We start from the raw sequence: 12,490 nt of genomic DNA on the forward strand, positions 1-12,490 counted from the left end.
CAGCACCAATTACTTCCACTCTCAAGCAAGGACTGTGGCGTGGTTTCCTGTTCGCGGGCCAAGCTTGCCGCGTGTGCCTTGAGCCAGATGCCCCGATGACGAGGCTTTCACGCCAGAGGTAAGAATCGCCTGCCTTGAGCGAGAGCTTTCCCATGGCCTGAACGCCAGCAGAGCAGGTCACGATTGTTGCACCCAGCTATCCAATCCAGGCATACAATCCTGGCATACATTCCTGTCATACAAACCCGTCATGCAATCCAGGCATCGCGAAGCCTCAGGCCGTGGCCCACCGTCACCCTGGAGGCGCTCTGATTCGCTCCACTGCCAGAAACGACAACGGCCCCTCATGTTGAGGAGCCGTAAGTGAGGAGCCGTTGTCGTCAAGTCTTGCGACAGATCTTTCAGCGCATCCAGCCACTACGCCTGGCGCTTCGCCTTCTTCGACTTGCGCTGGAACGCCGGCATGTCATCGATGACCAGCACCGGATTCAGCTCTTCCTTGGGGAAGTCATTCTTGAGCCAGCGCAGCATGGAGAGTGCCAGAATCAGCATCACCGGAATCATCGGCAGCGCCACCACTATGGTCGAGGTCTGCACGGTCTGCAAGCCACCCAACTGGATCAGCGCAACCCCGACGGCCGCGATCAGGAAGGCCCAGATCAAGCGGAACGAGCGCTTGGGCTCCTGATACCCGGACAGCTTGCGTGAGGTCACCGAGGCCAGCACGTAGGCCGAGCTGTCCAGCGTGGTCGCCAGGAAGATGAAGCACAGCAGGATGAAGGCCACCGTGACCAGCTTGGCATACGGCAGGGTCTGCAGGATGCCTTCCACCGCCAGCGGGATACCGCCACTGTCCAAGAGCGCCTTGATGTCCAGCGCGCCACTGATCTGCAGGTCCAGCGCGTAACCGCCCCACACCGCGAAGAACACCCAGGTGCCCAGCGAGCCGAACACCAGCTCGGCGATGATCAGTTCACGGATGGTACGGCCGCGCGAGATACGCGCCACGAACAGCCCCACCATCGGCGCGTAGGCGATCCACCAGGCCCAATAGAAGACGGTCCAGTCCTTCCAGAAGGTGGAGTCACCCGCCGGGTCGGTCCACAGGCTCATCGGGATGAAGTTGCCCAGGGTCTTGCCGAGGCTGTTGACGAAGCCTTCGACCATGAACTGCGAGTCACCGACGATGAAGGTGAAGGCCAGCAGGAAGATCGCCAGAATCACGTTGATGTCCGACAGAATCTTGATGCCCTTGGCCAGGCCGAACCAGACACTGGCCGAGAACATCGCCGTCCAGATGCACAGTACCGCGACTTCCAATCCGAAGTTGGCCTCAACGCCCAGGATGCCGCTGACCAGCTGTGACACCAGCGGGACCGCCAGCCCCAGCGAGGTGCCGACGCCGCCGACGATCCCGAACACGACGATGGAATCCAGCAGCACGCCCCAGGCGCCATCCGCATGGCGGCCCAGCACGCCGCGCGAGGCGACGGACAGACGCACGCCATCACGCTTCTTGACGTACATGGAGTAGGCGATCGGCAGGCCCGGCAGGCAATAGAAGGCCCACGGCGTCAGCCCCCAGTGGAACTGACCGAAGGCCAACGCCCACTCCGCGGCCTCACGACTCTTGGCCGCCACGTGATAGGCCGGCGAGGTGTAATAGTAGATCGGCTCGACCCACGCCCAGTTGACGATCGCGATGCCCATCCCGCAGGTGAAGATCATCGCCACCCAGCTGAAGTAGGAGAAATCGGGCGTGTCCTCTGCCCCACCCAGACGGACGTTGCCGTAGCGGCTGAATGCCAGCCAGATGAGAAATCCGACGACGCTCAGACCTGCCACCAGATACAGCCAGCCGAACTTGCCGGTCGCGAAGGCGAAGGCGGCATTGATCAGCGCGGTGCTGGCCTCAGGGAACAGGATGACGGGGCCGATGAAGGCCAGGATGACCAATACGGCGGGAATGAAGACACGGGGGTCCAGATGATCGCCATCACTGGCGGGGGGAACGGCTTCTTGCACGACTACCACCTTAGTGAGAAAGCCCGAGCAAGAGGGGCGAGACGTCGCTCTTGCTCGGGCAGTTCGCTGTGTTCAATAATTTTTCGTAATGAAAAGAGCGCGGTATTATACATTTTTTATTCAACGCGCATTATCCTTTCCCGGCAACCGCGGGGAGCATGAATCACGACACGGTATTTTCTCATGCACACATGATTTCATTCATCAAGCTTGCGCTACACACTCCCCCCTCCTGCACTCTCCTCGCGCCTTCCTTGCGCCCTCTTCGACAAAGTTTCCGCCAGACGCGAACAGGCCGCCGACACGTCAATATAGGCGGCCTGTGGGCCTAAAACGCTCATGAACGGCGACTGTCCCGCAGAAGCCAATACCTGACGCGGCAGTCTTTCCGTACCTTGCATCGCGAGGATCACGCAAGCCGATGCGCCACTCTCATGAGCAGTATCATCAACGTTCACCCCGTGTCACAAGACGCCCAGCGCTTGAGCACTTCTCATGCGCCTGGCTCGAGCTGACCCATGCAAGTTCAGAGTCAGACGAGTCGGCCTTGAGCGATCAGCACTGGCTGACGCATTGGGGACATGCAGGGTCTCGTATCAGTCTCCGCCGACAGCTGACTCCAGAATCCAGCCGGCGGCCTTCTCCGCGATCATCAGCGTCGGCGAGTTGGTATTACCGCTGACGATGGTCGGCATGATGCCGGCATCCGCCACCCGCAATCCCTGGATGCCACGCACTCGCAGGCGGCTGTCGACTACGGCCATCGGGTCATCCGCACGCCCCATGCGCGTGGTGCCCACCGGATGGAAGATGGTGGTGCCGATATCCCCCGCCAGCCTGGCGAGTTCGTCATCACTCTGGTACTCGACCCCCGGCTTGATCTCTTCAGGCTGGTAGCGCGCGAAGGCCGGTTGAGAGGCGATGCGCCGCGTGACCCGCAGCGAGTCAGCCGCGACCTTGCGGTCTTCCTCTGTGCTCAGGTAGTTGGGCGCGATCGCTGGGGCCTGGCGCGGGTCAGCGCTCTGTAGCCGCACCGAGCCACGGCTGGTGGGGTTGAGATTACAGACACTCGCCGTGATCGCCGGGAAGGGATGCAAGGGCTGCCCAAAGGCCTCGAGACTCAGCGGCTGGACGTGATACTGGATATTGGGATGGGCGTAGTCCTCGCTGCTGCGCGTGAAGGCCCCCAATTGCGATGGCGCCATGCTCATGGGTCCGGAACGCTTGAACAGGTACTGCATGCCGATGCCCATCTTGCCCAGCAGCGTGCTGGCCATGGCGTTCAGGGTCTTGGCATTGGTGACCTTGTAGACCGAGCGGATCTGCAGGTGATCCTGCAGATTCTCGCCAACGCCGGGTAGGTCCTTCACCACCTCGATGCCATGTTGCTCCAACAATGTCCTGGGCCCGACACCCGAGACCTGCAGCAGATGCGGCGAGCCGATGGCGCCGGCACACAGCACGACCTCACGCTTCGCTGAGAGGTTGATGAGCTTGCCGTCACGCACCACCTGCAGCCCGGTGCAGTGCAGACTTGAGGCGTCCTTCGCTGCGTCCGCCCCTATGCCAGCTCCTGTGCCCTGCTCGCCGCCCGCGAACAGCAGACGATTGACCTGGGTGGAATGCCACAGCGTCAGGTTGCCGCGCTTGAGTGCCGGACGCAGAAAAGCCTTGGCCGTATTCCAGCGCCAGCCGGAACGCTGATTGACCTCGAAATAGGCCACACCCTCGTTGCTGCCACGATTGAAGTCCTCGGTGCGCGGGATGCCGGCCTGCTCGGCGGCACTGGCGAAATCGTCCAGCACTTCCCAGTTGAGGCGCTGCCGCTCGACTCGCCACTCGCCACCGTGACCATGGAACTGGCGATGCTCGGGGCCGGCATCCCCGCCCTCGTCGAGGCGCGCGTGATCCTCATGGCGCATGAAGGCCGGCAGACATTGCTCCCAGCGCCACTCGCTGTCGCCAGTCACCTCGGCCCAGTGGTCATAGTCCCGCGCCTGACCGCGCATGTAGATCATGCCGTTGATGCTGGAACATCCCCCCAGCGTCTTGCCTCGCGGATAGATCAGCGAACGTCCGTTGAGCCCCTTGTCCGGCTCGGTGCGGTACAGCCAGTCCGTGCGCGGATTGTTGATGCAGTACAGGTAGCCCACCGGAATGTGGATCCAGTGGTAGTTGTCGCGCCCACCCGCCTCGACCAGCAGCACGCGGTGGTCAGGGTTGGCGCTGAGGCGATTGGCCATCAGGCAGCCGGCGGAACCGGCCCCCACGATGATGTAATCGAATTCAGAGAGATCGTCTCCCGGTTTGGCAGGGCGAGCGTCCTGCTCGCCCCCTGGGGATCGATGCGGGTTGTTCTTGTTGTCTGACATGGCGCGTCCCTCTCCAGACAGCTGGCGTGTACTTTCCAATGGCAGGAATACAGATGGCGACGATGCTGATGACGCCGGTGCAGATGACCGAAAGCGTGAGCGACTTACTTGGCCGTCGGCATGGCGAACTCGGCACCGGCATCGATGGAATCCGACCAGCGCTGCATGATGGATTTCTGCTTGGTATAGAAACGCACCCCCTCTTCTCCGTAGGCGTGGGTATCCCCGAACAGGGAGCTCTTCCAGCCACCGAAACCGTGCCAGGCCATCGGGACCGGAATCGGCACGTTGATGCCGACCATGCCCACCTGAATGCGACGCCCGAATTCACGTGCGACACTGCCGCTCTCGGTGAAGCAGCTCACGCCGTTGCCGAATTCATGATCATTGATCAGCTGGATGGCGGTCGCGACGTCTGGCACGCGGACACAGGCCAGCACCGGGCCGAAGATTTCTTCCTTGTAGATCGTCATGTCCGGGGTGACGTGATCGAACAGCGTGCCGCCCATCCAGAAGCCTTCGCTGCTGTCGCCGCCGATGTCATTGCCGGTGAACTCACGCCCGTCGACGATCATCTCGGCGCCTTCCGCGACGCCCTTTTCGATGTAACCGCAGATACGCTCATGCGCCTGACGGGTGACGATCGGGCCCATCTCGGCGTCCAGATTCATGCCGTCCTTGATCTTGAGCTCGCGGGCACGCTCGGCCAGACGCGGCACCAGGGTGTCCGCCACATCGCCCACCATCACCGCGACGCTGATGGCCATGCAGCGCTCGCCGGCGGAGCCGTAGGCCGCGCCGATCAGGGCATCCACCGCCTTGTCGAGATTGGCGTCCGGCATCACCACCATGTGGTTCTTGGCGCCACCCAGTGCCTGGATGCGCTTGCCATGGCGTGCGCCGCGCTCATAGATCAGGTTGGCGATCGGGGTCGAGCCCACGAAGGACAGGGCGCGCACCTTGGGATGATCGATCAGCGTCTCGACGGAATCCTTGTCGCCCTGCACCACGTTGAAGACGCCATCCGGCAGGCCCGCCTGCTTGAGCAGGTCCGCCATCATCAGCGAGGCGCTGGGGTCCAGCGGGCTCGGCTTGAGCACGAAGCTGTTGCCTGCCGCGATGGCGACCGGGAACATCCACATCGGCACCATCACTGGGAAGTTGAACGGAGTGATGCCGGCGACGACGCCCAGCGGCTGGCGCATCGTCCAGTTGTCGATGCCGGTGCTGACCTGATCGGTGAAGTCACCCTTGAGCAGCTGCGGGATACCGCAGGCGAATTCGACGATATCGATGCCGCGTGCCACTTCGCCCTGGGCGTCGGTGAATACCTTGCCGTGCTCGCGGGTGATCGCCTCCGCCAGCTCGTCCTTGTGCTCGTTGAGCAATGCGAGGAACTTGAACATCACTCGGGCACGTCGAATCGGCGGCGTGTCGGCCCAGGCCGGGAAAGCGGCGTCGGCAGCAGCCACGGCGGCATCGACATCACTGTTGCGTGCCAGCGCGACCTGACCGGTCACCTTGCCGGTGGCCGGATTGAAGACATCCTGAGTGGCGCTGGAATCGCCTCGAGTCACCTGGCCGTTGATGAAATGCTGGATAGCGTTGGCTGCTGTCGTCATGGTGCTGATCTCCGCTGGCGGTGTTTTATAGGAATAAGCCTGTGTCATGCACATGTCTGGCGCTGAAGGTCCTTCGCCTGGTCAATGACGAACGAGGACATGCCATCAGCAGGTGTTCATGAAATTACGCCGCCACGCGCAGGGTGCAATTGAGTAATTCTTGGGTGAGATATAACGATTGCTGATATCCGATTGCGCTCAGAAATTTCTCCGCTTCCCTCGAGAACCAAAGCAAAAGTTAAGCGTCCATAATCAATTAGTTACAACGAAAAAGAAGGAAGGGGTTTCGACAGCGGTAGGCGCTTCGATCACGAGGCCTGACTCGGAGGAACACGGCTTACCGCGACCAATGGCCAATAGGTGGCAGAGAACGCATTCAGGCCACAATGCGTGATGTAGGGCCAGCAGCACGTCTCTCGCCGGCCAGAAAATGCCAAACACATGGATGTCACTGATGCAGGATCTGTCCCGACTCAATGCCTTTGTCACCGTGGCGCGCACCGGCAGCGTGTCGCGAGCGGCGCAGGCGTTGCACCTCAGCCAGCCCGCGATCAGCCTCAAGCTCAAGCAATTGCAGGAAGGCCTGGGATTGATCCTGTTCGAGCGTCACCCCCATGGCCTGTTGTTGACGGCCGATGGCCAGGCCTTGCTGCCCAGTGCCGAGAAGACCCTGGCCAGCGCACGTGGCTTCGAGCAGGCCGCCGCGGCACTACACAGCACAGTGCGCGGCAAGCTGCGCATCGGCACCATCGTCGACCCGGAATTCATTCGTCTGGGCAGCTTGCTGCGCCATCTACTGGAACGCGCGCCCAATCTGGAAACGGAACTCCACCACGGCATGAGCGGCTGCGTCCTCAAGGCGCTGCGCCAGAATGCGCTGGAAATCGGCTTCTACCTCGCCCCCCCCGGAGAAGGCCCGCGCGATGACTCACTCTGTTATCGCGAACTGGCATTCTTCGACTATTTCATTCTCGCCCCCACCGGCTGGTCAGCGCGCCTGACGGAGACTGACTGGCCTTCCCTGGCCGCCCTGCCGTGGATCGTGACGCCTGAGAATTCCGTCCACTCACGCCTGCTGGCGCATGCCATGCGTGACAGTCAGTGCACTCCCCATCGCGTCGCGCAGGTGGATCAGGAAGTCTGCATGCTAGATCTGGTACGCGCCGGCGTCGGACTGACACTGGCCCGCGATGTATTGGCGCTGGCCGAGCGCCAGGAACGTGGCCTCAATATCGTGCCAGACACCCGCCTGCCCTGCGCCTTGAGTGTGGTATGGCGTCACGACAAGCAACACGACCCCTGTGTCGAAGCTGCACTGCAAAGTCTCGAGGAGGTCTGGCCGTCTGAGTGAAGGGCAAGTGAATGAAGATGGCCTACGGGATCGAGCGGCTAGCTTCATGCTGACCAGAGCGGCAGGTGTGCATTCCGACGTTCTCCCTTCTTGCACTGCCATGCAGCACTCTTGATCGCCTCGGAGCTCTGGTGTCAGAGCACGGGGCTACTCCGTTGGCGCGGGATGGATTATTCTAGTCGTGATACCGAAAAAACCGCATGTCCCGCCAGAGGCCGAGGGATTGCCTCTGCTCATGCGTTATCGAAGTATCCCCAGATGGCAGCACTATCGAATCACAAGGTAACACAATGATAGATTTCAATAATAAAGGCTTTTTTAAACTCAAACAGAACGATGAATATGCCGAGCGCGTCAATGACCTGCTGATCGATGGCGAAGAAATCATTTCAGCCTATAAATCAATGCGTGACGGGGTCGTGTTTACCAACAAGCGTATTATCGCTGTCAATGTTCAAGGATTGACGGGCAGCAAGAAAGACTTCACCTCCCTCCCGTACAAGAAGATTGAAACCTATTCCATCGAAACTTCCGGCACCTTTGATCTTGATTCAGAGCTCACGATCTATTTCTCGGCACTCGGTACGGTGAGATTTGAATTTACCGGCAAGACACGCCTTACCGAAATCTCGCAAGTCATCACCACCTATGTGTGTTGACTCCCTGCTGCTTCAGATGTGAATTCCTTTGATCAAACGGGATTACCCAGAATGAGTGACATGTCAGTCGATCAATTCGAAGAAAGCATGAAACGCGAACTCGACAAGTTCGTGCGCAGTGCCAACAGAGCCGCCAGCTCAACCTCCCGAGAGTCCGCTCCTCGTGCGCGTCCTGAAGCACCACGCGCCAGAGAGACCACCACTCCCCTCAAGGGACTGCGAGTAACGCTTGGCGTCAAGCAGAAGCGATTGGCATTGGAAGTGCCCTTCACGGTGCAGACCGACAGCATCTCCAAGGTACAAGCTCGCATCCAGGCAGAGAAAGCAGCACGCAAGGCCGGCTGGAAGATCATCAGCCACGTGATCGACTGGAATGATACCGAGCGAGAACCCGACGTTCGCTGACACCTCGGCCACTAGGCCTGAAGGGGGGATGACATCGGCTGCGCCACTAGCCCATATCGAGAATATCGAAAGGCAATCACGCCTCGGGCGGCATAGGCTCTGTAGACACACTCACGGCCTAGAGGGGTATGCGCATGAAACACTTCGATTCATTGTTCTCTCTGTTCGCGGCGGTCCTGTTGTCAGCCCTCCTGCCCTTTACCATGGAAAGTGACGCGAGGTCTGCCTCTCACGACCCGCAACCTTTCTCATCCCCTCTGGCAAAAGGCTCGCTCAAGGAAGACGACAGTAACGAGATGCCCGACGCATAAGTCACTGACGTCGGGCTGGCTTGATGTGCGGCCTTTCGTGAAAAATTCTCCCGGAAACGTCTGCCTCGGTAAACGCCACCTTCCTCGACCCTGCCCGCTGCACTGCCTCCCAGGTCAGCGCGATCGCTTCCGCTGGCGTCTCCCCGTTGCACTCAGCCTACGCAAGCAGGATTTCCGATAGCATTCGCCGCGCAGCAGAAGGTCTGTAATATTCCCCGTTTGATGTCAGTCAGATTGGCAGCATAAATACTTACATAGAGAGATAGATAGCGGCCCTTATTGAACGTGAGTCGGGGATTCAAGCGCTTGCGCACTCCCGTGCAGCCGCATTTCCTTCGCCAAGACACGACAATGCCCCGACCTGGCGACAGGACGGGGCATTGTCGTAGTGAAGGGATCACAGGAGGTGAACCCACCCCCTCTGACGGCCCACTGGCCGCCAGCGCAAACGCTAACGCCGAAAGACCACACTCAGGTTGTTCGCCGGCATCTCGACCACCCTGTCGAGTCGCAAGGCGTTGCGCTCCGCTTCCTCGATGACCGCTTCCAGGTCACGCACACCCCATAGCGGGTTGCGGCTCTTGAGCTGCACATCAAAGCCTTCGTTGCTCGGCGCCGTGTGCTGCCCTCCCCGCTTGTAGGGACCGTAGAGATACAGCACGCCGTCCTTCGGGAGACGTCGACCGGCCTGCAACATCAGCTCGGACGTGACCCGCCACGGCGAGATATGGATCAGATTGATCGCCACCAGCGCATCGCAGGCCACCTCAGGCCACTCGGCCTGTACATCCAGCGTGATCGGCGCCTTGAGGTTGGGCAAGGCGGCCTCGGCGCGCCAGTCCGCGATGGACTCCAAGGCACGCGGGCTGGCATCGCTGGGCTGCCACTCCAGATGAGGCAACCCGTGGGCGAAATGTACCGCGTGCTCGCCGCTGCCACTGGCCAGTTCCAGCACCTGACGCCGCGCTGCCAGCACATCCCGCAGGACATCGAGAATCACATCACGATTGCGGGCGACCGCCGGGCTGGCGAGACGCTGACTGTGCGCCACCTCGACATCCTGCTGCGATGATTGCGACGTCGCGCTGGGCAAGTCATCGGGTAACTCGGGGGTGGCCATGCAGCACTCCTTTCAACAGGATAAATGACTCAGAACGAAAAGATGGCTAGATCATAACAAAGCGCCGCACCCCTGAGGGGCACGGCGCTCGAGCAAACAGTGGTTGGATCGGGGCATTTCGGTCAGGTTATCTCGTTCGGGCTATCTGAAGCAGGCCACATGAACGACTCTAGCGGGCACGCGCCACCGTGGAACGGGCGCGCCAGAAATCCAGCACCCGCAGCGGGTCGCCCACTTCATGGGCCTTGTGTTGCGCGTTGTGCGCCATGGCACGCGTCGCATCACGATTGCCCAGCAGGCGCTCGAGGGCGGCTGTCCATTCTGCCGGATCATCCCCCACCAACAGGCCATCGACGCCGTCCTCGATCAGATCGACATAGGGCGCCCGGCGACTGTAGATGCCCACCCCGCCCATGCAGGTGATATCGAGAAACCGCAACCAGGAGGCAGCACGGTTGTCGGAGTTTTCCATCAAGGGCGCCAGCCCGATGGCGATCCGACGCCGCGAGCAATAATCCTGAAAGGCCTCCCAGCTGACGGCCTCCATCGTCTTGAGGCGGGGAATATCGCTGAGCGCCAGCGGCAGATGGCGGCCCATCATCAGTTCCACCTCACTGTCCGAATGCCGCGTCTGGATATCGCGCAGCACTGGGGCCAGCGTGAGGATGTCCTCACGATGCGCCAGAGTGCCGTGAAAGCCGATGCACCAGTCGCTCTGCTCGAGATGATGCAGATCCGGCAGCATGCCAGTCAACGGCGGCGTCAACAGGCTGACTTTGGGATGCAGACTCGCCAGAGCGGCCTCCAGCTGCTCGCTGACCACGACGACCTCATCCGCCAGCGCGAACAATCGCTGCTGCAATTGAGCCGCTTCAGCCTCAGAGCCTGCTTCAGGGGTGGAGGTGTCCTGCTCCGATGGCAGCAACTCAGGCGAATACAGATGATCGACGAGGTAGCAGATACGACCGTGCTGCTCACGATGTGCTTCCAGCATCTCGATCCATTCCCGCCCCAGGCTACGCGCGATCAGCAGGCAAGCGCCGGTAAGGCGCGCCTGGGCAAGCTTGGGGGAGAACTTCCAGCGGCGGGTTTCAAAACGCTCGACACGTGTGCCTTCCTTGCGCAACGCGGCCATGGCAGGCAGGAAGAAATAGATATCTTCCAGCGCCTGGGCTTCATCACTGAGTACGATCCAACGAGGAGTGGTCGGGAAGGCGGTCATGTCAGTCTCCTTTACTCGAGGCATTCATGGTCCCGGCACGTTCAGCGTCACCGCCAAACAAGCGCGAGCGAGAGCACACACTGACTCTGGGACGCTTACTTTGAGCTTAATGATTTCTGGGCATCACACCACTCAAATTTTGCTGCTGTGTAGCGGATGTAATCAACGTGTTACCTGCGTTGGACACCAAATCGCCGCTGGCAGTGTCAGATTGGTCGTCCTCAGCTCCAGAAATGACAAGGCCCGCAGGGGTAGCTGCGGGCCTTGTGGGTTGATGAACTCGATGTCGAACCAGGTCATTTGCCTTGCGTAAAGCTGACTCTCATCACGCCACGCGTATCAGTTCGTGGCGGTCTTCACCGAGTGCCGTGGCACGGCGAACATCCTCCAGTCGCTTGAGCAGGTACTGGCCATAGCCAGTCTTACTGAGACGCTGGCCGAGCGCGAACATCTCATCGTCATCGATCCAGCCATTTCCCCAGGCGATCTCTTCCAGACAGGCGATCTTGAGTCCCTGACGATGCTCGATGGTCTGCACGTACTGCCCAGCCTCCAGCAGGCTGTCATGCGTGCCGGTGTCCAGCCAGGCGAAGCCACGCCCCAAGCGCTCGACATGCAGGTCGCCCCGCTCTAGATAGGCATTGTTGATGCAGGTGATTTCCAGCTCCCCCCGAGAGGAAGGCTTGACGCGCTTGGCGATCTCCACGACATCGTTGTCGTAGAAATAAAGGCCGGTCACCGCAAAGGGCGAACGAGGATGGGCAGGCTTTTCTTCGATGGAAAGCGCCTTGCCCTGCTCGTCGAACTCCACCACGCCAAAGCGCTCCGGGTCCTGCACCAGATAACCGAAGACGGTCGCCCCCGTGGCACGGGACGCGGCGTGCTTGAGCTGACCCGTAAAGTTGGGGCCATGGAAGATGTTGTCCCCCAGCACCAGGCAGACATCATCATCACCGATGAAGTCCTCGGCGATCAGGAAAGCCTGAGCCAGCCCGTCCGGGCTAGGCTGCACGGCATATTCAAAGCGAACGCCATATTGCTCACCACTGCCCAGCAGCTGCTGATACTGCGGCAAGTCCTCAGACGTCGAGATGATCATGATGTCCTGGATGCCGGCCAACATCAGGACCGAGGCGGGATAGAAGATCATCGGCTTGTCGTAGATAGGCAGCAACTGCTTTGAAACGCCTAACGTGATCGGGTGCAAGCGAGTGCCGGAGCCCCCCGCGAGAATGATGCCTTTCCGTGCCATGTTACGCTCCCTGTCCCTGCTGAATTTCCGCTGTCGTCGCGGATCAGTCAGTGCCTACGCTTCCTGGCCCAGTGAACTGACAAGCTCACCTGGCTCCCTGACGCAGCATCTGATTCAGCTCATAGCGTAAACAGCAAGAAGACCGCCTGCA

General features: G+C 60.5%; 9 protein-coding genes. 3 read left to right on the top strand and 6 right to left on the bottom strand.

The window, feature by feature from the left end:
- Window positions 1-417 precede the first annotated feature (417 nt).
- From AC5WNI_RS10230 to AC5WNI_RS10240, 3 genes are all read right to left on the bottom strand, one after another.
- The gene (locus AC5WNI_RS10230) at window positions 418-2,025 is read right to left on the bottom strand and encodes a BCCT family transporter (RefSeq protein ID WP_084208362.1); all 1,608 of its coding nucleotides are present in this window, start codon (window positions 2,023-2,025) and stop codon (window positions 418-420) included.
- Window positions 2,026-2,621: 596 nt separating this feature from the next.
- Window positions 2,622-4,268 carry a GMC family oxidoreductase gene (locus tag AC5WNI_RS10235; RefSeq protein ID WP_495929193.1) on the bottom strand — a complete coding sequence of 549 codons (1,647 nt, stop codon included), beginning with the start codon at window positions 4,266-4,268 and terminating at the stop codon, window positions 2,622-2,624.
- Between the two features lie 233 nt (window positions 4,269-4,501).
- Window positions 4,502-6,019 carry a CoA-acylating methylmalonate-semialdehyde dehydrogenase gene (locus tag AC5WNI_RS10240; protein ID WP_495928391.1) on the bottom strand — a complete coding sequence of 506 codons (1,518 nt, stop codon included), beginning with the start codon at window positions 6,017-6,019 and terminating at the stop codon, window positions 4,502-4,504.
- Window positions 6,020-6,473: 454 nt separating this feature from the next.
- Here AC5WNI_RS10240 and AC5WNI_RS10245 point away from each other — a divergent pair, with 454 nt between their 5' ends.
- The 3 genes from AC5WNI_RS10245 to AC5WNI_RS10255 all read left to right on the top strand — a co-directional run bounded on the left by AC5WNI_RS10245 (window position 6,474) and on the right by AC5WNI_RS10255 (window position 8,434).
- Entirely contained in the window at window positions 6,474-7,370 is an 897-nt protein-coding gene (locus AC5WNI_RS10245) for a LysR family transcriptional regulator (RefSeq protein WP_495928392.1), read from the top strand.
- Between the two features lie 290 nt (window positions 7,371-7,660).
- Window positions 7,661-8,029: a PH domain-containing protein gene (locus tag AC5WNI_RS10250; RefSeq protein ID WP_054557116.1), complete on the top strand. Its 369-nt coding sequence runs from the start codon at window positions 7,661-7,663 to the stop codon at window positions 8,027-8,029.
- Window positions 8,030-8,089: 60 nt separating this feature from the next.
- Complete coding sequence (locus AC5WNI_RS10255; protein WP_495928393.1) at window positions 8,090-8,434, top strand: hypothetical protein; 345 nt, start codon at window positions 8,090-8,092, stop codon at window positions 8,432-8,434.
- A gap of 762 nt (window positions 8,435-9,196) precedes the next feature.
- Here AC5WNI_RS10255 and AC5WNI_RS10260 read toward each other — a convergent pair.
- The 3 genes from AC5WNI_RS10260 to rfbA all read right to left on the bottom strand — a co-directional run bounded on the left by AC5WNI_RS10260 (window position 9,197) and on the right by rfbA (window position 12,339).
- The gene (locus tag AC5WNI_RS10260; protein ID WP_495928394.1) at window positions 9,197-9,865 is read right to left on the bottom strand and encodes a DUF938 domain-containing protein; all 669 of its coding nucleotides are present in this window, start codon (window positions 9,863-9,865) and stop codon (window positions 9,197-9,199) included.
- A gap of 169 nt (window positions 9,866-10,034) precedes the next feature.
- Window positions 10,035-11,087, bottom strand: coding sequence for a glycosyltransferase family protein (locus AC5WNI_RS10265; RefSeq protein WP_317292097.1), 1,053 nt, complete (start codon window positions 11,085-11,087; stop codon window positions 10,035-10,037).
- Between the two features lie 325 nt (window positions 11,088-11,412).
- Window positions 11,413-12,339, bottom strand: coding sequence for a glucose-1-phosphate thymidylyltransferase RfbA (rfbA, locus tag AC5WNI_RS10270; protein ID WP_317292098.1), 927 nt, complete (start codon window positions 12,337-12,339; stop codon window positions 11,413-11,415).
- Window positions 12,340-12,490 lie beyond the last annotated feature (151 nt).

This window comes from Cobetia sp. PDI-12MA (genome assembly GCF_059507695.1).

Excerpts from the sequence above, each read along its gene's own strand:
- AC5WNI_RS10245 (WP_495928392.1), top strand. The coding sequence starts at position 6,474 with ATGCAGGATCTGTCCCGACTCAATGCCTTTGTCACCGTGGCGCGCACC.
- AC5WNI_RS10250 (WP_054557116.1), top strand. The coding sequence starts at position 7,661 with ATGATAGATTTCAATAATAAAGGCTTTTTTAAACTCAAACAGAACGAT.
- rfbA (WP_317292098.1), bottom strand. The coding sequence starts at position 12,339 with ATGGCACGGAAAGGCATCATTCTCGCGGGGGGCTCCGGCACTCGCTTG.
- AC5WNI_RS10260 (WP_495928394.1), bottom strand. The coding sequence starts at position 9,865 with ATGGCCACCCCCGAGTTACCCGATGACTTGCCCAGCGCGACGTCGCAA.
- AC5WNI_RS10240 (WP_495928391.1), bottom strand. The coding sequence starts at position 6,019 with ATGACGACAGCAGCCAACGCTATCCAGCATTTCATCAACGGCCAGGTG.
- AC5WNI_RS10265 (WP_317292097.1), bottom strand. The coding sequence starts at position 11,087 with ATGACCGCCTTCCCGACCACTCCTCGTTGGATCGTACTCAGTGATGAA.
- AC5WNI_RS10255 (WP_495928393.1), top strand. The coding sequence starts at position 8,090 with ATGTCAGTCGATCAATTCGAAGAAAGCATGAAACGCGAACTCGACAAG.
- AC5WNI_RS10235 (WP_495929193.1), bottom strand. The coding sequence starts at position 4,268 with ATGGCCAATCGCCTCAGCGCCAACCCTGACCACCGCGTGCTGCTGGTC.